Annotated in this window: 22 protein-coding genes and 1 pseudogene; 5 read left to right on the forward strand and 18 right to left on the reverse strand. The window is 47.3% G+C overall.

Annotated features, from left to right (window positions below):
* Nucleotides 1-1010: pseudogene (locus NG796_RS24185) on the reverse strand (helicase superfamily 3); the annotation flags it as partial.
* 804 nt (nt 1011-1814) lie between these two features.
* Here NG796_RS24185 and NG796_RS24190 point away from each other — a divergent pair.
* Nucleotides 1815-3380 carry a DUF4157 domain-containing protein gene (locus tag NG796_RS24190; RefSeq protein ID WP_261209813.1) on the forward strand — a complete coding sequence of 522 codons (1566 nt, stop codon included), beginning with the start codon at nt 1815-1817 and terminating at the stop codon, nt 3378-3380.
* Nucleotides 3381-4705: 1325 nt separating this feature from the next.
* The gene (locus NG796_RS24195; protein WP_261209815.1) at nt 4706-4840 is read left to right on the forward strand and encodes a hypothetical protein; all 135 of its coding nucleotides are present in this window, start codon (nt 4706-4708) and stop codon (nt 4838-4840) included.
* A 166-nt stretch (nt 4841-5006) separates the two neighbouring features.
* Here NG796_RS24195 and NG796_RS24200 read toward each other — a convergent pair whose 3' ends face one another.
* On the reverse strand, nt 5007-5192 hold the full coding sequence (locus NG796_RS24200; protein WP_261209817.1) for a hypothetical protein: 186 nt from the start codon (nt 5190-5192) through the stop codon (nt 5007-5009).
* Between the two features lie 792 nt (nt 5193-5984).
* On the opposite strand from NG796_RS24200, the gene NG796_RS24205 reads away from it, so the two are divergent.
* Complete coding sequence (locus NG796_RS24205; RefSeq protein ID WP_261209819.1) at nt 5985-6497, forward strand: hypothetical protein; 513 nt, start codon at nt 5985-5987, stop codon at nt 6495-6497.
* Here NG796_RS24205 and NG796_RS24210 read toward each other — a convergent pair.
* From NG796_RS24210 to NG796_RS24265, 12 genes are all read right to left on the reverse strand, one after another.
* Nucleotides 6442-7170, reverse strand: a complete 729-nt coding sequence (locus NG796_RS24210; protein WP_261209821.1) for a M48 family metallopeptidase — start codon at nt 7168-7170, stop codon at nt 6442-6444. The two genes, NG796_RS24205 and NG796_RS24210, sit on opposite strands and share 56 nt — an antisense overlap.
* Complete coding sequence (locus NG796_RS24215; protein WP_261209823.1) at nt 7157-10297, reverse strand: type I restriction endonuclease subunit R; 3141 nt, start codon at nt 10295-10297, stop codon at nt 7157-7159. Before NG796_RS24215 ends, NG796_RS24210 begins: the two co-directional genes overlap by 14 nt.
* Before the next feature lie 178 nt (nt 10298-10475).
* The gene (locus NG796_RS24220; RefSeq protein WP_261209825.1) at nt 10476-10691 is read right to left on the reverse strand and encodes a hypothetical protein; all 216 of its coding nucleotides are present in this window, start codon (nt 10689-10691) and stop codon (nt 10476-10478) included.
* A 31-nt stretch (nt 10692-10722) separates the two neighbouring features.
* On the reverse strand, nt 10723-12054 hold the full coding sequence (locus tag NG796_RS24225) for a restriction endonuclease subunit S (protein WP_261209827.1): 1332 nt from the start codon (nt 12052-12054) through the stop codon (nt 10723-10725).
* The gene (locus NG796_RS24230) at nt 12055-12300 is read right to left on the reverse strand and encodes a UPF0175 family protein (RefSeq protein ID WP_261209829.1); all 246 of its coding nucleotides are present in this window, start codon (nt 12298-12300) and stop codon (nt 12055-12057) included. It abuts the gene before it with no gap.
* A gap of 51 nt (nt 12301-12351) precedes the next feature.
* The gene (locus NG796_RS24235; protein WP_261209831.1) at nt 12352-12657 is read right to left on the reverse strand and encodes a type II toxin-antitoxin system HigA family antitoxin; all 306 of its coding nucleotides are present in this window, start codon (nt 12655-12657) and stop codon (nt 12352-12354) included.
* A gap of 15 nt (nt 12658-12672) precedes the next feature.
* Nucleotides 12673-12966 carry a type II toxin-antitoxin system HigB family toxin gene (locus tag NG796_RS24240; protein ID WP_261209833.1) on the reverse strand — a complete coding sequence of 98 codons (294 nt, stop codon included), beginning with the start codon at nt 12964-12966 and terminating at the stop codon, nt 12673-12675.
* A 46-nt stretch (nt 12967-13012) separates the two neighbouring features.
* Nucleotides 13013-15478 (reverse strand): type I restriction-modification system subunit M, encoded by a 2466-nt coding sequence (locus NG796_RS24245; protein WP_261209834.1) that lies wholly within the window; start codon nt 15476-15478, stop codon nt 13013-13015.
* Nucleotides 15479-16078: 600 nt separating this feature from the next.
* Complete coding sequence (locus tag NG796_RS24250) at nt 16079-16522, reverse strand: type II toxin-antitoxin system VapC family toxin (RefSeq protein ID WP_261209836.1); 444 nt, start codon at nt 16520-16522, stop codon at nt 16079-16081.
* Nucleotides 16512-16772: a hypothetical protein gene (locus NG796_RS24255; protein WP_261209837.1), complete on the reverse strand. Its 261-nt coding sequence runs from the start codon at nt 16770-16772 to the stop codon at nt 16512-16514. Before NG796_RS24255 ends, NG796_RS24250 begins: the two co-directional genes overlap by 11 nt.
* Before the next feature lie 260 nt (nt 16773-17032).
* Entirely contained in the window at nt 17033-17425 is a 393-nt protein-coding gene (locus NG796_RS24260; RefSeq protein ID WP_261209838.1) for a hypothetical protein, read from the reverse strand.
* Nucleotides 17416-18177 carry a ParA family protein gene (locus tag NG796_RS24265; protein WP_261209840.1) on the reverse strand — a complete coding sequence of 254 codons (762 nt, stop codon included), beginning with the start codon at nt 18175-18177 and terminating at the stop codon, nt 17416-17418. Before NG796_RS24265 ends, NG796_RS24260 begins: the two co-directional genes overlap by 10 nt.
* Nucleotides 18178-18546: 369 nt before the next feature.
* Here NG796_RS24265 and NG796_RS24270 point away from each other — a divergent pair, with 369 nt between their 5' ends.
* The gene (locus NG796_RS24270; RefSeq protein ID WP_261209842.1) at nt 18547-18735 is read left to right on the forward strand and encodes a hypothetical protein; all 189 of its coding nucleotides are present in this window, start codon (nt 18547-18549) and stop codon (nt 18733-18735) included.
* Nucleotides 18736-19638: 903 nt separating this feature from the next.
* On the opposite strand, the gene NG796_RS24275 is transcribed toward NG796_RS24270, so the two are convergent.
* From NG796_RS24275 to NG796_RS24290, 4 genes are all read right to left on the reverse strand, one after another.
* Nucleotides 19639-20001 carry a hypothetical protein gene (locus tag NG796_RS24275; protein ID WP_261209844.1) on the reverse strand — a complete coding sequence of 121 codons (363 nt, stop codon included), beginning with the start codon at nt 19999-20001 and terminating at the stop codon, nt 19639-19641.
* 436 nt (nt 20002-20437) lie between these two features.
* A complete protein-coding gene (locus NG796_RS24280; RefSeq protein WP_261209846.1) occupies nt 20438-20773 on the reverse strand; it encodes a hypothetical protein in 336 nt (111 codons plus the stop codon).
* Nucleotides 20774-21297: 524 nt separating this feature from the next.
* The gene (locus tag NG796_RS24285; protein WP_261209847.1) at nt 21298-21696 is read right to left on the reverse strand and encodes a hypothetical protein; all 399 of its coding nucleotides are present in this window, start codon (nt 21694-21696) and stop codon (nt 21298-21300) included.
* 319 nt (nt 21697-22015) lie between these two features.
* A complete protein-coding gene (locus tag NG796_RS24290; RefSeq protein WP_261209848.1) occupies nt 22016-22210 on the reverse strand; it encodes a hypothetical protein in 195 nt (64 codons plus the stop codon).
* Here NG796_RS24290 and NG796_RS26625 point away from each other — a divergent pair.
* The gene (locus NG796_RS26625; protein ID WP_368013703.1) at nt 22161-22310 is read left to right on the forward strand and encodes a helix-turn-helix domain-containing protein; all 150 of its coding nucleotides are present in this window, start codon (nt 22161-22163) and stop codon (nt 22308-22310) included. The genes NG796_RS24290 and NG796_RS26625 overlap by 50 nt on opposite strands.
* Nucleotides 22311-22619 lie beyond the last annotated feature (309 nt).

Here is a 22619-nt window from a genome sequence, read left to right on the forward strand (position 1 = left end):
TTTTGGGTGATTTCGACTTGTCCACCATCGACAGGTTCGGCAACAGGTCGAGTCGCAGCTTCCTTGAGTTCGGCTTCGAGTTTGGGAACGAAATCCGCACCCATCGCGGCTACCATCTCGCGGATGTCGCCTTTATTCGGCAGGTCGGGACAAATTGCTAACGGGTCCAACTGGATACATGGCACTTGCTGGCGGGCCGCTGCTGTTACCACTTTGGCCGCTTTGCTGAGTCCTGCTGCATCGTTATCCGGCAAGATGGCGACTGCTGCATTCTCGTTGACTTCCTGCATCCGCCGTAGGAAACTTTCCAACTCAACCTCAGTCCAGGCGCTTCCTTGAAACGTGACCGCTGCTAGTCCAAGACTCCGGGCAATTTCTACGCAGCCCTCGCCTTCGACTAATAATAAAACTGGGAATCCTTCGTGGACTGATGCGATCGCCTGGAACGCTTCTTCCTCGCGATAGGCTTTCCAAGATTTTTCCCCTTTGCTCCAGACGGGCAAGCCATCTTCATTGAGGTGGCATTGCCGGAAGGTTTTGCGGGGCTTTTGTTTGCTGTCATCCTGCCACTCGAACCGATAGACCGCTTGGGTGCTGCTGTAGCGGTACACAATTTCAGTGGCGTGGGTTGGCACTCCCTTCGGCACAAAACTTGGCTTTTGCGACTGGGGTGCTTCTCCTACTTCATGGACTCGCACAAGCGCGGGCTCTCCTGCGGGCATCATCACCGGCGCGGGCGCATCTTGACGACGGACAACAGGGGCCAAAATCTTGGTTTGCCAGGGGGCCACTTTCTGCCGGATGTCTCGGCATTCGCAGCCATTCCAACATTGATAAGACCCATTTTTTGGGTCAATGGTCAGATTGTTATTCTCGCAAACCGGGCATTCGTAACGGTTTTTGCCCTTTGCCGGTTTCAGATTGCCGATGAAATTCCGGATATCGAACGAAGAATTTTTCTCAGAGACTGGCGAAACGCGCTGAAAAATGCTACCTTGTTGGTAAAGCATATGTTATTAGCTCCTGGTGATTTCAGGGGTTGACTTCGGGTCGGGGTGTGGCTACCTCGGCCCATTGCTTTTTATTATACAGATTTTTCTTCGCCGCAACAAAAATTAAGTGCTAAGAATTGCAACGATAGAATCCTTGCCCCTAATGCGTTCCAATTCCTAGCCCGCTTGTAAATCAGCCCCACACTCAGGCCCTTTATCATTCGTGGGTAATCGGGCTGGAAATTGCTCTAATCCTTGTTATGTCTAGCTTTAATGGATTTTATCGGATTGATAAAAGTGAGATAATTGAAAATGGGCCACTTTTAATGTGAGAATAAATTGTCACTGAGTTGGGGAATGCTGCTTTTGCAGGTGTTGCCCCCTGGTGGCGATAACTATCAGTCCTAACACTTATCTGGAAATGGAGTCAACCGATCGCGAAGCGTCTCCGAAGGAGAATCGCCCCGCCGGAGATAACTCTCAGGTCTGATAGTTATCTGATTGGTCTGGGACCGATCGCCGCTAAGATAAGCGATCGGCTTAGTTTAGAAAAACATATACCTAGCCATTCTCAAATTCACACCACCTAAAAAATACTCCTCAAGACAGATGTGAATAGAGATAGAAAAATTTATCACAGAGTCTGAAACAAATTTTCCTAACTCTAGGTTTATTGATAAAGCACCGGATTAAATATAGTATCACCCTAATTTCCCGATAAATGAATAGCAGAAATACTTAATATTGCCTATATAACTATCAAAATTGAGTCTTTTTGCTAAAGCCAAGCTAAAACTCTAAGTTATTAAAAAAGGTGGAATCATGGCTTACAAAAAGCTCCAAAAGTCTTCAGTTACAACCGCTCCAGTGCAGAAAACATTACAGACCCCTCGTTCTTTCAGCGAACGAAAGCCCGCAGATGTTGCTAAAGATGCGCCACAACAGGACATCCAACGTTCAGGGTCTGATAGCAACTGCCTGGGACGAATTTCTATCTATCCACCATCCTTTGAAGCACCTGTTCTGCAACCTAAGCTAACAATTGGTGCAGCGAACGACCAATATGAGAAAGAAGCTGACCAAGTGGCTCATCAAGTCATCACCAAAATTCATAGCCCAGCTTTTCGCACTCCCGAGCCTCAAGCAAATGAGTCCATTCAGCGCCAAATTGGGCCACGCATTGGCATCAGGAGAAAACCAGCTAGTCAAGGTGAAGCCACAGAAGCAACCCCTGATTTAGAAGCCTCGATTCGAGCCGCCCGTAGCAGTGGACATCCCATTAGACCCAGCATTAGAGAGCCGATGGAGCAAGCGTTTGGGTCAGATTTTAGTCAGGTTAGAATTCATAGCAACGCGCAATCGGACCAGCTAAACCGTTCGATTCAAGCTAGAGCCTTTACCACCGGGCAAGATATTTTCTTTAGGCAAGGTGAATATAATCCAGATAGTAGAGCTGGGCAAGAATTGATGGCCCATGAGTTGACTCATGTGGTGCAGCAAACAGGCCAGATCCGCAGACAAGAAGCAGCAGGGGGCGTTGATATGGCTTTCACCCTTGCAGAAGCAGAGGGCGTTGATATGGCTTTCACCCTTGCAGAAACTCTAGGTCAAGGTTCAGTCATATGGGTTGATAGGGAATCTTCAGTTGAGGAGACAGAAGATAGTGATCAACGTAGCATGAGTTTTACAGAAGAGGAGGTTTTAAGCCATATGTTTATTGAAAATTATCAGGAGGATTTGCGAGATCTTATAATTAATGAGTTCGGTAATATAGGTGAGCACGCAAGAGCCGCTGCTAATATAGCAATAAGCGCACTCTTTGCTCCATACATTGAACAAATTCAGAATCGCGAGCAGCGCCAGCGTTATGAAAGCATAATATTAAGACGATTAGTTAATTTCTTCCCAGCTCAAGGTATGGTAGGTAGAATTAGTCAAAATATTGCTTCCTTTGCTGTTGACTTAGCACTAGAATCTTATGCAGAAGATTTACGATCTGAAAGAAGTGATGCTGAATTTTCTCGTAGGAGTATTTCTTCAGAAATAGAATTTTATTTGCTAGAAATATTTAATAATCCTGTCACGGAGAATTCTTTACGCCTGCAAAATTTCTTTCTTAGTAAATTGAAACAAGCATATATCCGTATGGTTGAAACTTCAAGTCACTCACCATCTGGAGCGGAAACCAGACAAGCACTGCGACAGGTAGCGCGATATCTGCTTTATCAGGGGGGCGATAGTAGAGCTATTGTTGAATCAATTTCAAGGGACCTTCAAGCAAGGTTTGAACCTCTAGTGCGTCTTGCATTTGAAAATCCTGGCGCTAGTGGGGAAGGAGAGAGGCACTCAACAATGATGACTCCTTACCGTTCACGTACAGGAAGGTAGTACGATCTGCCTCTCTCATCTTAAGCCAAATTCAAAACGCTAAACATCATCTAAATAGCATCTAAATCACAATTATCTCATAGAAAAACCGGAAAAAATTAATGCAAACTGCTCCCTTGTAGCCTGACAAAAACAATCTGGGTTGAGGGCGATCATAACTCTCCCATCACCGAATTCCCCGAATAGTCAAAGACGCTTCCAACATTACCCAAGCCCAATTTGCTCCCTTTGAGTTCTACCAACCTTCTTATTCACTCAGAACCATTACATTGAAGTGGTGGTAAGGTGTTTTAGCTGCTTTGCGTACTTGCGATCGCCACTGAGATAACTGTCAGGTCCGACCCTTATAGGGTTGGGTCCCGTGGCGATTCGGTTTTGAAATAACTCTCAGGTCTGATAGTTATCTGATTGGGTTCGGTTGCGATCGCCTCTCTCCAAACCCGACCCTTTAGGGGGAAACAGATTCGGTTGCGATCGCCTCTCCTCGATGACAGGGGAATTTTGCCAGTGGCGAGGGTCCAAAGAAAAAGGCCCCAGCAAGGGCTGAGGCTCAGAATATTTCGAGTAGCATTATAAATTTCTAACACCGGGTGCGATCGCCTCAAAAAAAGGCCCCAGCAAGAGATTAGGATATCCTAAAGCCTTATTCCTATCGGCTATTTACTGCCGTTTTGGTCATGGGGCGGCTCCTATTTTTTGGGCAGTGTTTGAAAAACGGTGCAGACCGCTATCACCGCATCAGGGATTACCTGATGCAATTCTTGGGGAGCTTGCCACGCACAGGCAGCCACAATTACGATGCCAACCACTACCGCGATTGACAAATTTTTGCTATAATTAGCCATGATAACCAGGTGATTTAATCACCTTGATAAACAACATAAGAGTCTTTTTCCTCCTGCGTGACCAGGGGTAAAAGCAATAAAATTAGCAATCGGGGGAAGCTGTAACTTCTTCCGATTGTTGCTTTTTGGGGAAATCAACTCCTACTCCTCGAATGGTAGCATAAGAATCGGGTTTTGTGGGAATCTTTGAAGACTTTTTCTATTTTTTTACCTGTATCGCGTTATAACGCGCAATACACATAAAAATGACAAGCCGGTAGACATATTCTGTTGAGTAGGTGTTAAACAATTAGCAGCTAAATTTACAATAAAATCTTTAAAACCCCACAGGGCTTGATTTACAGATTTTTATTTTGTTGACTAAGTTCCTATATTTATAAAAACCTTCTAAAATTTTTGCCGCAAAATCAAAATATTTTTATTCCTATATTGGAAATTTTCAACTATTGGCATTTCCTGCAGGACGCTACTTAAGAATTATTGAGGAAACGGATTCGGGCTTGGATGCGATCGCCCGTTGAGAAAACTCCCCCCGGTGGCGATCGCTACTTGTCAAACTGTCAGACCCGACACTTTGGGAATTCGGACTTGGATGTGATCGCGCGTCATCGATGACAGCTATCTGATTCCCGCCAGTGGCGATCTGGCAAAAAAAGGCCCCCGCAAGAACTGAGGCTAAATTATAGGACGTCCTATAAAAAAGGCCCCAGCAAGGGCTGAGGCTAAATTATAGGGGACTCTATCCTATTAGAGACCTCTTTAGAATCTTCTAAAGAATCGGCTATTTACTGCCGTTTTGGTCATCGGGTGGGTCCTGTTTTTTGTCCAGCATCTGAACCAGGGTGCTGGTCACTATTACCGAGTCAGGAATTGCCCGGTGCAACTCGTCTGGGGCTTTCCACGCATAGGCGGCGATCGTGATTAGACCAATTCCTAGCGGAATCAGCCATTTCTTGATATGCTGCATGATGATAGAAAACTCGCATAAATGCGAGTTGTGAAACTACATAAGTCGAACTCCTGTTGGCGCAGGAGATAGAGACATCAAGCATGGGGAGGAGTTGGCGCTTCTCCCGTTTGCTTTTTCAGGAGCCTTTCCGACTCATTCCAAAGCATATCATCTGTTTTTCCGAAATCTAAGGATTCATTGACAATATGGCGCAAGTTAATGGAAATTTTTGAGACAAATTTTTCAGAAATAGCAGAATCCCTTTACTGGGTTGACTCTTGGCGCTTCTCCCATTTGCGTTTTTAGATGCCTTTCCGACTCATTCCAAAGCATATCATCTGTTTTTCCGAAATCTAAGGATTTATTCTCAATATGAGAATAGTTATGTGACATCACCCTATAACCCTGTGGAAAACTTTTCCCAGGCTTTCTCCAAAATCAATGGGAACTGCTTTTTCAGATAAACGCCTAACGATAAATCAAAGATTGCCGATCGCCATCTGCCACCGCACTCGCCCCAAAAAAATGCGGCAGGTTTCGGACACCCACCGCAATAACTGTCGTCCGTAATTCTTATCGCCGCTGCCACTGACTCTGGTGCGATCGCCAGCCCAAACGCAACAATCCCGCCAGAGCTAGTCTGACGGGATTGCCTGTTATATCGATTTTTAAATAGACCTGTGCGGTCTGTGTTAACCCGGGTTTGTTTTTCTTATGCTCCTAATCTACCCGAGTCCTCGGGTCTGGGAATCTGCCTGGGGAGGTAACTTCTGCGGATAATCTCTAATCCCAGCAGCGGATTGGCGACGGGTGAAGTTTGGTTCAATCGTGCCTGTGGGAACCGATGTCACCCCTGGGGATTGGGAGTTAATCAAGAACAGCAGCGGAGAATTGCGAAAAGCCTTTGGCATAGCTGCGCTTACCGCCTTCCTCATGAAACCACCCGAGGAAACCTGGGTGAGCGAGGTGTGGCTCAATCTGGCAGTGGAAGGCGAGGGACCGCTCAACGGGTTGCTGATTCTGGAGGGACTGGCGACGGCGGGCAAGACAGACGATCGCTCGCCTGAAGTCTCCCCAAAGATTGCACCGGCGAGTCAGAACTGGGGCAGTTGGGTTCGACACCGGGCGATTCTCCCTCCCCAGATACGATCGCCTCTAAGCTCACTGTTCATCCCACAACTCTCAAAGTTGGCTGTTCTCCTAGAAACCGATCGCCTCTCATTCTGGACCAACCCTAACTTCCCACCAAATTCTTCCCCTGCAACCCCTACAACTCCCCTAACGGTTCCCGATTTAAAATGTCCCGACATTCCCGCCAATTAGGTAAATATTGATCCATATAGGCTTTAAAGCGTTGATTATGATGGCGCTCTAACAAATGAACCAACTCATGCACCACCACATACTCCAGGCATTCTACCGGCTTTTTTGCCAACTCTAAATTCACCCAAATCCGATGCTGGTTTATATTACAGCTTCCCCATTTCGTCTTCATTTTCTTGATACCCCACTCCGCCACCTCCTGCCCGATTATCGGTTGCCAGTGGTCCAACAAATCAGGGATTCTGGCTCTAAGTTGAGAACGATACCATTCGGTTAACACTAAGGCCCGATTTTGAGGGGAAGTCCCCGGGTTGACGAATAGCTGAAGGGTTTTAGGGGGAATTAAGGCCATTTCATGGCGTCCCCGACGTTCGATGACTTCTAACCGATAGCGACTTCCAAATACATAATGACTTTCCCCAGAAACCATTTCTCGCTTGGACTGGCGGGGTTGAGCTTCAAAATTAGCTCGTTGTTTTTTAATCCAGGACAGCCGGGAAATAACGGCCAGCCGAATGTTATCCTCGCTGAGGTGCAACGGTGCAGCCACCCGCACATGACCATGAGGGGGATAAACCCCTACATGGAGGTTTTTGATAGGTTTTCTGACGATTTGGATGGGAATATCCCTGATGATAATCTGGCTTTCAATTTCTAAGTTACTGATACTCATTTTGGTGTTTAATTAGTTCTAAAATATTTCCCAGATTAATATCGCGATCGCCAATGACTCCCCGAATGGCATTTTTGATTTCTCGTTCTTTCATCGTATTTCCAATCCATCCCTCTTTTTTGGTGGAACGGACTGCTTTATCGACCGCCAGGGCTAAGGCTTCATCTTGTCCTAGGTTATCGTAGAGGGAGCGCTTGGCGGGGGTATCCAGGGAGTTGGGATAGTTAGCTTGCGCCTCTCCTGCCGGTTGAATGATTTGTTTTGCCAGTTGTTTGACCTGTTCTAGGTACTCCTGATAACCCATTGCCTGGTTCCGGCGTTGCTCAATTAAAGCATCCAGTAAGTCGGACATATTCTCATAGTATTTGGGGTTAATGGGACTCTCATCTAAGATGATTTTGCGGATGTTATTCTCAATGGTTTCTGCAACGGCTTCCTGGTTGTTTTTTAACCCGGCTGGCAGTTGTTCTAATGTGCTTAACCCCTTTTGGACAATCAGTTGAATCAATCCCAATTCTTCAAAGTCTGAGACGATGGTACTGGGTTCGGCGTGGATGTAGCTATCCAGCAGGTGGCGCATGGCGGGTTCGTAGAGTTTCATGTCTAAGTAGTCGCCGCTGGCAATTTTGACCTCATCCCGCATTTTGCTGTAATGTTCTACTTCGGCTTTAATGGTTTGGGATTCGTGAGTTGTATAACCAGCTTCTGTCATTTCGTTGGCGAGGTTACTATAGGCACGAATTAAGGCGGTGACGGCTTGGTAAAGGGCGACCCGTTTCGGTTCGTTGTTGGTTAAGGCTGTTTTATCGGAGGTGTCGGTGGCGCAGAAGTAATGGAGGTAGTCGGAGGTGTTGCCGGGACGGGGGACGGGTTCACAGAGGGCTTTGACGGTTTCTAGGGTCTCTTCTAGGCGTTCTTTGGCTTTGTCTAGGCGATCGCTCAATAATCCCGCTATGTCATCGGCATCATAGCCTTCAAAAGCGCCACTGGTATAGTTATTAACGGCCCCCTCTAGTTGTTGGAAAAGGTCTTTATAATCGACGACATAGCCATATTCTTTGTCTTCCCCATCCAGGCGGTTGACGCGGCAGATGGCTTGGAATAATCCATGATCTCTCATGGTTTTGTCGATGTATAAGTAGGTGGCGGGGGGTGCATCAAAGCCGGTGAGGAGTTTATCCACGACTATCAGCAGGCGCATTTGTCCGGGTTCTTTGATAAAACGGTTTTTGACTTCCTGCTCAAATTCGTCTACCCGGGACATGGCTTTGTCTTCGGGTTGGTTGAAGTAGTCTGCCAGCATCCGGCGATAAATCTCATATTGATGTAGTTTCTCGGTGGTTCCCTCTCCGGTTTCTTCTCCTTTGATATCGGCGGGGGAAGGTTTGTAGCTGGTGATGATGGCGCATTTTCCTTTGAGTTGGGTTTGGTTGAAGAGTTCGTAAGTTTTGCAGGCTTGGTAGATGCAGGCGCAAACGAGCATGGCGTTCCCTCTTCCATCCATGAGGCGGGGTTTGGTTTCCATGTCTAGCAGGATGTCGTCCACGATTTGTTCGAGGCGAGATTTGCTGGAGAGGAGTTTTTGCATGGTTCCCCATTTCTGTTTGAGTTGGGTTTTGGCTAAGTCGGATAATCCGCGCGTTTTGGCTTCAAACCATTGGTCAATTTTGGACTGGGTGGTGATAGTTTGGTCGATATCTCGGGCTTCATAGCGCAAGTCGAGCACGATGCCATCGGTGACGGCTTCATCAAATTTGTAGGTGTGGATGTAGTTGCCGAAGACTTCGATGCTTTTTTGCTTGTCTTGTTTGAGGAGGGGGGTGCCGGTAAAGCCGATGAATAAGGCATGGGGGAGGATGCTTTTCATGGCTTGGTGGAGTTTCCCGGACTGGGTACGGTGGCATTCATCGACGAAGACGAAGAGATTGCCTTTGGGGGTGAAGTTGCTGGGGAGTTGGGTTTGTATCGTTTGTATAAGTTCGTCGGTGGCTTCGTTTTGGCGGTTGCCAAATTTCTGGATGAGGGAGCAAATTAGCCAGGGTTCTGAGGTGTTGAGGGTGTGGATGAGGTCCGCGCTGCTTTTGGTTTGGTAGATGTCTTCGTCTATTCCTTTAAAGATGCTTTCGATTTGTTCGTCGAGTTCGGTGCGATCTGTGAGGATGAGGACCCGCGCCTCGGTGAGGTTTTCTCGGATCCATTTGGCAAGCCATCCCATTGTCAGGCTTTTGCCGGACCCTTGGGTATGCCAGATGATGCCGCCTTCTCGCTGTAGGATGGCGTTTTGGGCGGCTTTGATGCCGAAATATTGGCTAGGGCGACAGGTCTTTTTGATGCCGCTATCGAAAATTATGAAGTTGTGGAGGAGTTCTAAGAATCGGGTTTTGTTACAGAGGCGAATTAGGTCAGAATCTAAGCGAGTTTCGGCTATTTCTGAGGAAATATTAGGGAGATATTTTTGAGTTTTGGGATGGGTATTAGGGTTATAAAGTGGATTTTCTTCTTTCCATTCGAGATAGTATTTTTCTGAGGTTTCTATGGTGCCGTAGCGGATTCCTTGGGTATCGTTTCCCGCCATGACAAGCTGGAGGGTGGTGAAGAAGGGGCGGATAAATTCTTTTTTCTGGTTGTCGAGGTTTTGGCGGATGCCTTCACTAATGGAGACGATGGAACGTTTGAGTTCAAGGATTCCGAGGGCGATGCCGTTGATGTAGAGGACGATATCGGGGCGTTTGGAATTTTTGCCTTTGATGGTGACTTCTTCGGCTATGGCAAAGTGATTGTTTTCGGGGTGTTCCCAGTCGATTAACCAGATGGTTTGGGTTTGTTCTCCAGCCCCTTCTTTGACTTTGACGCCATAGCGCAGGAGGCTATAAACGGCTTTGTTGGCATCATAGAGGTTTTGGATGTCTCCGAGGGCGGCTGCTTGGTCAAGTTCTCGCAGGGTTTTGCTGATGAGGGTTTTGTTAATGCCTCGGTTGGTTAACCATTGGGTGAGGATTTCGGGTTCTATGTTGCGGTTGTTTTTTCGGTGATGCCAGTTTCCGAGGTAGGTGTAGTGGAGGTGGTTTTGGAAGAGTTGAATGATTCTGCCTTGAGTGAATAGTTCGAGTTGTCCAACTTTAATCATGGTGTGTTTTTCTGGAGATAGTTTAATATTTTTTTATCTAATTTAGCCATTTACCAGCAAGAAATGATGCTAATTCCTAAACCGCTGGCTTGATTGGCTTGAGGGCACTCTCGGTTTTGGCGAGACAGTTTAGTATGCTCATCAACCCACCAGATCCAGATATGCGTATCTAGGATAATCATGCGAGGGCATCCCAGTCTTCTAAGGCTACGGGTTCGTAGGGGTTGTCATAGTGAACGACTTTCCCTCGGAGGGGGTGATGTTCAGAGGGCTGCTGTTGGGAGGAGGTTGAGCGCATATCATTTTTAACGGTTTGCAGAATTGCTTCAATAATCTGGATGCGCTCCTCTATTGATGTTCCTTGCAGTTTTTCGATAATCTCTGATTCAGTCATTTGTTTGCTCCGGTATTATTATGGGTTTAAATTAGGCTTTATTAAATGATAGCCTTGTCCTCCCGGTTAACAGTTCTTGCATCATTCCCTGTTTGATGGCTTGGGTTTTGGTGCGGCGTTTTTCTAAGGCTGTGATTTCGGTGTCTATATCTGAGAGGACTTGGGCGATGGCTTTTTGTTCTTGAGGCAGATCTGGTACTGCGATAAGAATTTTTTCTAGTGCAGCATTTCCGATGTTAGGTGGATCGGTTCCAGCCATAGCGATTGTCATAGATATGATAAAATATAAACGCTGCATCACATAATAAATAAAGGCAGGCTGAGTATTCTCTCTAGGAAGCAATTTGGCTACTCGCTGATTAAGTAATGCTGGTGTATCTTCTGTTGTCAATTGAGCTATCTTTAATTTATTGCCAAGAATAGGGCGAGTTAAAGCTATTACTACATCTTTGGGTTGCAGTATGTAATCTTTAAATATTGTCTGAAAAATTTCTGGTAAATAGGTAATATTGTCCCAGTTTATTTTTTCGATTCCTACATTAGAAATCTTTAACCATCTTGTACCAGTATTACTTCCAAATCGGCTACTAAATCCATACCCTCCTAAAAATTTGGTTACATTTCCTACTTCGGTACAATCCCAATCTTCAGGAATCACCCCAATGTCAGTTTTCTGGTAACCCTTGCCCTCGCCAAACCCCGGCAGGCGCGTCTTACCCGTGAGGAGTTGCTGCATGGTGGCGGTTTTGATGTGGCGCTTTTTGGCGATGAGCTTATCCAGGGAGGCAATTAGGGCATCTACGTCCGATAGGGCTTGGGCGATCGTCTCTTGTTCTCGAAGTGGTGGTATTGGAATTTTTATAGATTTTATAATTAATCCATTAAGATTTTCTTGATTACCTGTGTTGCTTAAATCTCTAATGGCTTCATACTGACTACTTAAATAGTGAAAAACATAGGTATGTTTCACAGAATCATTAAGTGATATAGCTGCACAGGCTTGGTTTGTTGAAGATTCTAAGCCAAGTATTGCAACTTTTCCTCTGGTTTTTCCTTGACCATACATTGCCATGAGTAAAGTACCGGGAGGAAACAGCTTTGCTGCTGAGTTCTTTAAACCCAATTCAGTAATAAATTGTTCAGACCACTTAATAATATTAAAGTTTATTTGATGGGTTGTTATCCAAGGAATATTTCCTCCCCAGTATAAAGAATTTGTTCTAAGGGGAGTTCCCCCTGAAGTGACAAAACCAATGTCACTAATAGTTTTTAACTCCCAATCTTTAGGAATCAAACCCACATCAGTCTGCTTATACCCTGGTGGTAACTGAGGTTTATTAATTGATAATTTATAATTCCTCATTTACAGCCACCCCTTTACCGTCAAATGCTCGATATCTTCCCGCAATTCAGCCACATCATAATGAACGCAAATGCCTCTATTCGCAATCAAGCGCTGAAAGCGAATCTGAGACATATTTAGCAATTCTGCGGCTTTTCCAAGGCTAACCTTGGACTGCTGAAAAAGCAGCAAAACAAGCTCAACCAAAAGCTCATCCTCTGACAACCCACTCGCTTTGACAATTTCATCAGAAATTATTAAATTCATTTCTTTACTCCATCCAACTCTTAATTATGATTAGGGATTTAAACCCATTCATTAGCTATTAATTAAAAACGCTTCATTCAGCGCATCTTGAATCACCTGCTCGCTGACACCGCGACGCTTCAAACCCTCAATAAAACTGGCAACAGGCTGCTGACGACTTTCCAGATGGTATAAAATCGCCTGGTATGGTAACGGTGACTCAATGGGATGATGTTGTTCTTCATACGCCTCGATTAACGTTGTTAGCACCTCAAGCCTATCCCCCTCTGGAGTATTTAAGGGCGCATCAAATAACCGTTCTACTTCCACCAACGCTTGCCGATAATCTTCCTCGGTTTTAATGGGCTTCAAACTCATATTAATTCACCTTTGTTAGATAGTTGTTGCATCAACCTTGTCATAGTCTGAGTGGGTGCCAACAAAACGAATAAAGACAATCCCCAATTCATAACGAACATGAACAATTAGACGATAATTATTCCCTTTTATATTAAAAACCACCCGATTATTGGGGAGAATGCTGGCATTAGCATAAATTGCTTTAATATCTGCTGGACTTGTCCAGTCCATGCAACGGACATCCTGAAACCAAGCCTTTAACGGTTGTTCAGCATCCGCGTGTAACTGCCAAAATTCTCGTAATGTACTGCGAGCAATAATCCTCACAACAATATCATCCCTCTCATCCAACTCCTCAATCTTTAATCATCCATTAATTCCACTCTAACCCCATCCTCCTTAAATGCTCATCTACCCGACTCGACAACGCCTCAACCTCCTCCACCAACTGCGGCAACGGTTCCGCATAGCGTTCCTCTAAATCCTTCACCCGATTTGCCAATTGCTGCGTCATCCGCTCAATCTCTGCCGAAATTGTCGCCTCTAGGGTAGCTTCCCATTTATCCTCAACCACCAACACCTTAATCTCATCCTCAGTCAACTTTGGATACTTCGCAAACACCGCCTTATCTAGTGCTTCTTGCGCCTCCTTAACTGCCTTTTTCTTCTCCGCCTCCAAGTCAAACAACTCCAAACACCGCTCAAGCACAGCCAACTGTTCCCCCTCAACGGATGACTCATCCTCGTCAAAAATGGATAGCTGCTTCGTCGTTTCTCCGATTAATTTTTTGAGGTTCGTTTTCGTCACCTTTCCCGCATCGGTTTGGGCATCTGTCAAAGCCCCCTCCTCCCCGGTATGCTCCTCAATCAGTGCCTCCAACTCCTGACTAATGGCATCACAATCTGCCTGCAACTCATCAAGATGCTGCTGCTTATCTGCAAAATATCGCCCCACAATCAGCCCGGGTGGGATTAAATCCGTCTTATATTTTTTCTTCCCAATGGTTAAATCTGCCGTTTCTTTCAGTTTCTCGCCCTTTTTAACCACCAACTCCCGCAACCCTTTCCCCACTTTCCAGCCATCCTGCACCAGCAAATAGACATCATCCTGCATGGTTTCTGCCCAGTAGTCCATCAATAGCTGATAAATGTCATACTTATCCAGCAAATCAGCTTGGGCAAACCGCGCCAGCAGGTCCTCCGCTAGGCTTTCAATCAGCACCTTGGGTTTATCGGCGATCTTAATCTCCTTGAGTCTCCCCTGGTGATGCTTGCGCCAATCCTGATACAGGGCTAAAGTCTTCTGGGTAAAGGCTGTAAATTCTGAGTGGTTGAGAATCGTCCCTTTGACTTGGCTGGCTTCTACTAAACTCTGACTATATCCGGGGCGCTGACTCGGGGCAAACAAGGCACTCCGCATCTCGGGAAATACCTGCCAGTAATCCTCTAAAGCATCAATATCAGCGTTAGGGATGCCCCCATTCAGGTGGGCGCTCAAGTCGTGGATGTCTTCCGGTTCGCTAGAGTCAATATAACGGGGGATGTTGAGGTTGTAGTCGTTGGCGGCAATTTCATCCAGACTCACCATCCGACTATACCGGGGGCATTCAATTTGATTGTTGAAAACATCCACAATTTTATGGATATCCTGACTCCGCAGGCGGTTCTTATTCCCATCTTTCATGAACCCCTTGCTGGCATCCACCATGAACAACCCCTGGCGCTGCTGGGCGCTGGCTTTGTCTATGACGATTATACAAGCGGGGATTCCTGTGCCGTAAAACAGGTTAGGCGGTAACCCGATGATGCCTTTGATATAACCCTGGGTGACCAAATTCTGCCGGATACGCGCCTCGGCATTCCCCCGAAACAACACGCCATGCGGCAAAATCACGGCAGCTTTCCCGGTACTTTTCAGGGATTTGAGGATGTGCAGCAGAAAGGCATAGTCCCCATTTTTTCCTGGGGGAACGCCATACTCAAACCGCTGAAATTCGTCGTTGGCAAGGTTGACGCCGTTACTCCAGGATTTATAGGAAAAGGGCGGGTTGGCAACGGCAAAATCAAAGGTTTTTAGGCTGCCATCCGGGTTTTTCCAGTAGGGGGAGGAGAGGGTGTTGTCTTTGCGAATGTCTGCGGTGGGGTTGTTGTGCATGAACATATTCATGCGCGCTAAGGACCAGGTGGAGTTGTCCATCTCCTGCCCATAAATGGTTAATCCATTGGGCGCTTCATCGGCGACTTTCAAGAGGAGGGAACCGGATCCACAGGTGGGGTCATAGACGGTAGCATCCTGCCGGGTTTCTGGGGTGATGCCTACAACTTTGGCTAAAATCCGCGAGACTTCTGCGGGGGTGTAGAACTGGCCCTTGCTTTTGCCGGAGTCGGTGGCAAAGTGGCGCATCAGGTATTCATAGGCGTCGCCCAGTAAGTCGTCTCCTTCGGCGCGGTTGGCGCTTAAGTCCAATCCGTCAAAGATTCCGACTAATGTGGAGAGGCGATCTATCATTTCTTTGCCTTTGCCGAGTTTATCTTCGTCGTTGAAGTCGGCAATATCTATGGCTCCTTTTAAGTCGTTTTCTTCGGCTAGTTTACTAATGACTTTGTTGATTTTATCTCCGATTTCTTTGTCTCCTTTGAGGGCGACTAATTCATCAAAAGATGCGCCTTCCGGAACGAAGATGATTCCATTGGGGTCTCCGGCATATTTGTCGGAGATGTATTTTAAAAAGAGTAAGGTGAGGACGTAATCTTTATATTGGGAGGCATCCATGCCGCCTCGCAGTTCATCACATCCGGCCCATAAGGAGCTATAAAGTTCGGTTTTTTTAATAGCCATTAGAGATAGTTGTTGTTGTAATTAAAGTCGGTTTTAGGGGAGGTTTGGGGAGTGATGAAAATAAAGCGCAATCCTTGAATAGGGCGAGTTTGGGTTGAGGGTTGAGTCTGGGCGGTCTGTAAGGCCCCTGAGTATTATCGCATCTGGACGGGGAAAAAAGATGGAAGGGGCTATTTTGGGGGGCGGGGAGACTGAGGCAAGAGTGTCTCGCGGTTGGAGAGAGGGGTCCGGCGCTGGTTGGCTGTGTTAACCCTGGGGGCAAGCGGGTTGAAGGGAGGGGAGGGGAGGCGATCGGGCTAAGGGTTGAAGGGGGTGGTCCTCCACCGGATTTCTGTTTTTTCTTGATTCTTGATTCTTGATTCTTGATTCTTTAATCTTGATTCTTTAATCTTGATTCTTTAATCTTGATTCTTTAATCTTGATTCTTTAATTACTACAAACGTTTATCCAGCAAGGATTTTGACTTGATTCCATCCCTTTAAGTTTATGCTCAAGAGCCGCAAGAAAACTTGGAACAGGCTGCTGCCGACTTTCCAGATGGTATAAAATCGCCTCAGAGGGCAGAGGTGACTGGATGGGATGTTGTTGTTGTTCAAATGATTAAATCTCTAATTCACTAACCACGATAATTTTTAATTCGGTTACTCGCTTCAGTTGCAAATCATTCGTTAAAAATGCCTCACAGCCAGCTACCAAGGCAGTAGCAATTTGTAAGGCATCAATTAATGCTAAGTTGTATTTCACGCGGAGTTGGGCTGCTTGATCACCAATTTCAGCCGAAATTTGTACAAAGTTTGTTTTTTCCTGAGTTAAGCAATCGATAAAATCAATAACTGCTTGTGTTTGATTCATTCGATAAGCACCCACTAAGCATTCTGCTAGAGTTACAGGTGAAGCGACTACCGTTAGCTGGCCCTCATCCACCCGATGAAACACGGCAGACACCTGGTCAAAGAATTGGGGATGGCGTTCCACTAAATAAATGACTGGAGCCGTATCTAAATAAATGCGGCTCACGCTTTCTAAAGCTGCCTCAATCTTCATGGTCTATCCTTAACAGGCGATCTCGATGTTCTTGGGATTCCTGTCTCGTGCGCGTCACCCATTCCTGAGCATCTTCTCCTACCAGAGGATAGGGAGCCGTTCCGGCAAGATCAAGCCACTTTTTCTGAGGCTTTCCCTGGGTCTGTGTTCGGCGTTTCAATTGCTCGGTAGTGTGATTCAAGACTTCCACTTGTTCCTCTGCGGTCAATTGCTCAATATCTTGTAAGACTTTCTCTAACAATGGACTCATAGTAGCCCCTACCTCCTGAAATTTTCCCGAATCGCTGCTTCTAGTTTGGCACTTTTCGACAAACTGCTGTTCCAACGAGACCGGGTAACGACCTCCGGCGCTGGTTGTTTCTGTTAACCCGGGGGTAAGCAGGGTTCTGGCAAGGTAGGCGATCGCCCTAGGGGTTGAAAGAGGTGGTCCTCCCCTGGACTTCTGATTCTTGATTCTTGATTCTTTATTCTTGAATTAATGGGAACATACACCCAGCAACGGTTTCCGCTTTATTCCATCTCTTTTAATTTTTGGTCAAGAGCCTCAAGAGCCTCCTGCAAGCCCTCAACGGATTCAATTTCTGCCCAGTCAACTGGCATTGCTCTAAACAGTTCCAGTGCTGCCTGTACCCAGACTTCTTTGGGAATCTTCTGCCCATGCTTGCGTTTTCCCTGCTTGAGCAAGTCGTTGAGCCAGTCGTTAATCTCAATGGGCAGCCGCAGGTTCACGGCTTCCCTTTCGGGTTTTTTCAAGAATATTGATTCTTGATTCTTGATTGTTGAATCTTGATTCTTGATTTCTTCACTCTCCTCTACTGTGTCGGAGGTGGTTTTGCTGAAAATGCCTTGATTGAGGGGGTTGCCGCCCAAAACGGCTCGTTGCTTTTTCTTACTTACTGCCATTGGCAAACCTCCTCTATTAATGCTCGATATGCTTTGGCTCCTGCTCCTTGGGGGTCGTACTCAAATATGGACTGCCCATGCGAGGGGGCCTCCCGTAGCTTGACGGTTTCAGGGATGACGGTGTTAAACATCTGCTCACCAAAGTGGTCGCCTAAGCATTGAAGGACCTCTTTGCTGAGGTTGTTGCGTCCATCAAACCGGGTCGCCAAGACGCCTGCAATCCGAATCGGGTGATCCAGGTGTTCTCTGACCAAGGTTAAGGCCCGCTCAATTCCCTGGATGCCCAGCAACCCCAGATAGCTCATATCTACTGGGATGAGTGCGCCCGAGGCCGCCATGAGCGCATTGATGGAGAAGACGCCAATATTGGGGGGGCAGTCGATAAGCACCCAGTCATACTGGTCCTGGACGGAAGCTAACACTTTCCGCAGGAGCAGTTCTCGACCGGGGCGGCCTGATATGGGGATTTCTTCTTCGGCCAGCAGGATGTTGGATGGCACTACGTCCACGCCTTCGGGGGTGGGGATGATGATTTGGGATAGGGGGACTTTATGTTGGAGGGCATCTTTCAACTGTTTCTCAAGCTGCCATATCGGGATACCCAGGGCGGCTCCTGAGTTGCCTTGGGGGTCGATGTCTACAAGCAGCACTTTGCGATCGCGGAACTGGACGAGTCCGGCAGCTAGGTTGTAGGCGGTGGTGGATTTGCCGACCCCCCCTTTCATGTTGAATACGGCGAGTTTTTGGGTCACGGTGGTGGTAAGGGATTCAGGGTGGGAATAGGGAATATAGATTCTTGATTCTTGATTCTTGATTCTTTAATGTAGATTATATATTCTTTAATCAAGAAAGTGGGGGCGCGAGGGTTCGGAAAAAACTTGGTTGTCTGGGGAGCGTTGGAATAATTGCCGAAACCGCACCCTGGGATTGGCCGTGGCGATAAGGTATCACTTGTCCAAGCCGCTTTTGGATGGGCAGGTTGTTATCTGGTTCGGTGGCATAAGGGGTAGGGGTGGCGGGGATTGACCAGGCGATCGGCCCAACAAATTCCAGCGCCACTAAAAATCGAAGGATAGCTGACCAGGCGGGATGTTCGACTGCTTGCGGGTGTGATAGCCCAGGTGACAACTGGTGCAGAGTGCAATCAGATTGTCGGGGCGGTTGTCCTCGGGCATCCGGTTATGGTGATGAACGGTCAGAGTGATTTTGGTCCGTTCCGATTTGGTGAGGTGTTTGGTCGGGTCCCCGGGGCGGAGGCACTGGCGGCTACATTTAGAGCAACGCCATCCGGCTTCTTCTTTGATGGTTAGAGCGATTTGCTGCCAATCTTTGGAGTATCGTGACATCTTCGATGGTGGGGAAGCCACACGGTTTTACCTATTTTATCTGAAGGCTCCATTCTCAGACCGCAGCATAGTGAATGGAGCTATGCCGGAGGCGATCGCCTCCTTCAATCTTGACCCTCCCCGGATCCCCCAATAAGCACCGGGTTCCAGGCGTTCATCAGCCGCTAACTGTCAAAACCGGCACTTATCCAGCAAACATGGACTAGCTGCGATAAGCGCGGAGGCCCGGGCTGCGCTTACCGCCTCTCCCCGACTGCTGTTCTCCACCAACTCCCAAGCCCCAGGACAACCTCGGTTTCCTACCGGCACAATTTCGGCCAACAACAAGCGCCACCAATCCGGTGGGAGTAGAGACTATCCTGCCAAGTTACCTCCCGAGGCAGATTCCCAGACCAAAGGACTCGGGTAGATTAGGAACATAAGAAAAACAAACGCCCGTTAACACAGACCGCGTAGGTCTTTTTAAAAATCGAGATAACAGACAATCCCGCTAGACTAGCTCTGGCGGGATTGTTGCGTTGGGGGTCGCCCGGGATGCTGTGCTGCTGACCCGGTTGGTGAGACTCGCGCAGAAACTGCTATCCCCGAGGAACCCACCCAGAAGCAGCAAAACCTGGAGATGAACCGGGGCCAGTTTGTCCAGAGGATAAATCTGCCAAGGTTGATTCCTTAGAAAGGATGCAGCATCACTGCTGCTACCGACAGAAGCTCTCTGCTGGGAGGAATCTTTTTGATTTCCGACCCCGACCCAATTTAGGCAGAAATTAGGATGGGGCGCAATCCTATTCCCAGTGCGCTGCTGGCAAAAAACGGGGCAATTCAGGGGGCCATCTGACTAAGCCCATTCCATCTGGCTGAAGGGCTTAGTCAGAGTGCCATAAAAAAACCCCTCACTGAGGGGGTTTCAATTACTTCACTTTCTCCAGCAAGCAGTGCCCGGTCCCGGTTGCGCCAGCCTCGGAGAAACACCCGTTGGTCCGGCGCTTCCCTTACGCGAAAATCCCGGAATTCGAGTCGCCATTGAGCGATCGCCTTACCGGAGTTGGGTTGCTCACCCCCAGGGGAATCGGTCGCTCCTTCGAGGGCATCGAAGGATTGCTCACCAGCGGAGGCGATCGCCCTGCCTTCTTCTGGTTGTTCACCGGCGGGGAAATTGATGGGTTTATCACCATCTTCGACGATCGCCTTACCCTCCTGAGGTTGGATCACTGTCGGCCAGAGTGGGCGCATCAAGGTTTTCTCCATCAGAGGCGATCGCTTTTTTGAAATCTGCCTAGGCGCGTTGGGTTACTTATTGGATGAGGAATGTCTGATTTGCTTGCGGGACGGTGACGAATCCAGGGCCGGTGAATCGGTCGGCTTCTGCCAGCTATGCAAATTGGACATCCCAGTTTGGAACGCACCTGCCACGCTAGAAGCTCATGGATTCATCTATTTTTGCATTTAATACTGCCGCCTAAATTGGGACAATTTTTGGTCGCAGCGCATCATTATTCCTAATACGCCCTGTTTCTATTTGGACATAAATGAGAGAGGAGTCGCAATTTGGGCAGCGAAACCTGTGAACGAGTGATTTTAGCTGCACTTTTAGCCAAAAAAAATCCCCTCAACTAGGAGGGGATGGATGAGACCTATGCGAAGGGATGGACGAGATTCTCGCTAGAACTCAGAAGCGTTTGCCGATTTTTTGGATTTCCTCGGCATGGAATTGGGCCAGCAACGCCAGAAGTGCCGTGAATGGGCAAGGAATATTTGAGAAGGTTAGGCCGGGACCCCATTTATCGATACGCGACTCTAAGATGGTCTCGCCGGTTAACTGACTTAAAACTGCCGCCAAAAATCGGATACACCGCGAACGACGGCCAGACCGAGCATTGAGTTTGTCACCGGGATGACGCAACGGTAAAAATCGGTCACAAAATTCTTCAGGGCTCATGGTGACCCCGACGGGTTGGGTTGGCTTGTGCAGAGATTGATTGCTCCGGTTGGATATTGCGTACATAGAAAAATCTCCTGATTTGATGGGAATGATTAGCGGATATTTTTGGGGGTAGCTTAGGATTAATGACCACCTCCATCCCTCACCGGCAAAACCTTTAGATGGCTTTGGTGTTAGGCAGTTATTGGAGAGTTGAGAAATTGTTGATGGCTTCTGACTTTTACGTTGGAGGTTGTTGAGTCCAGTTGGACATAAAACACCTCCAAAGGAGACCATTTCCCGACCGCCAAACCATCTCGAATCCAGCGACGGGCAAGGCCCAAATAAAATAGCGGGACAAAGTGGCCCTTATCCCGCGCTATAGGTGATCCGATTTTTAGGTGAAGTGCCTCACCAGGTCTTCTGAGTTCCGGTGAGGCATTTCGGGGTGAATGGTGTTGTTCGTTAGGGTCGGTAAATCAGGGGCCTGGTGTCACTGGGGTGGAGGCGATCGCATCGATCTGAGCGACAGTCGAACAGTCTCGAAGTTGAGGTTAGAAATTAGAGATATGCAACTACGAGGGTGAGTAGGACATGAAAAAAAGCACTCATGCGAGGGCCTCCTCAAATGCGGGGGACTGCATTGCCATCTCCCGGACTTTGGCGTTTTCCATGTCTCGCAGTCGGATGGAGGCGAGGGCGGAGGCCCAAGTACCGAGTCCGATCCACTCTTCTACTGTCATGGAAACTAGCCAAAGGGATTCACCCACTGGGAACCCGTCGAATGGTTCGTTACAACCTTCGAGGTTAGTCAGCGACATCCCAAAACCACTCATCCCCTCACTCCGACTGGCTTCTAGGGCTGCATACCCGGAAAGGGAGACCAGCCGCAGAGCATCATCCAGGGTAAGGGATGCGCCGTCTTGGAGGTAGGGATAGAGCTTGTCGGATGCCTGCTGGCAGTAGAAAGACAGGCACTTGGGGACGGAATTTGATAAGTTAGTCATGGTGATTTGATTTGAAAAACGCAAAACTGAACGTTACGGCCAGGGTGTTGGTAGCACCCCAGCTAGACCGATACGGTCATGAAAATGATTATTCGGTTGTCAATGTTCAGTTCGTGGGGGGAGTGATCTCCCCTAAAGGTGGGACCCTGTAGCTTTCGGGCTATGGGGTCTCGTTTTTTTGTGGAATTCCGAGGTGATCTCCGCAAGATAACTTTGATCAACCGGGTTGCGGGGAGTTTCTGGGGGTACTTTCGGTCCCTTAATGATTACATTTGTAGCAGATATTTTTATGTATGTCAAGATTTATTTGACATTTATCTTAATTAAGGCGACAATAGACTTGAATCACGCGATAGTGGAGAATAAAGTAGATGATGTCAGCAATAGCTAAAACCTTGATTAGATGGCGCTTACGGGAGTTGATGGCTAGGCAAAAGGTCAGCGTGATAGCGATCGCAGGAGCTATGGGGGTCTCCCGTGCTACTGCATCAAAAATCAAAAATGCAGATCTCATGCCTAGCAACCTTGACCATGACAAACTAAACGCTTTGTGTCGTTACCTGGGAGTCACACCCTCCGATCTTTTGGAGTACGTGCCGGATGAATCCGCCTAGCTAACCTGTGATCGCTTCCGTCGCTGACCCGCGCCAAAAGGTTACTATTCTCCCGATTCGTTGCCCTGATAAATTCAATACACGAGGCTATATTATTACCATCAATCAGTAATGTACGGGGGTTACTCAGAGAAAAGAAATAATTTAAGTCATGGAGTGAAATCTATTCGCAGTAAAAGATACAGGAATTAAATCGAAATAAAATTAACTAAGTTGCTATGAAACAGAAATTAAAGGAATGTTGTTGAAACTAAAGGGTGTAATTAACTCATTGAGTTGGTAAAAAAGATGAAACATCCAACTATTCCA

It is taken from the genome of Laspinema sp. D2d (genome assembly GCF_025370755.1).
Classification (GTDB): Bacteria; Cyanobacteriota; Cyanobacteriia; order Cyanobacteriales; family Laspinemataceae; genus Laspinema.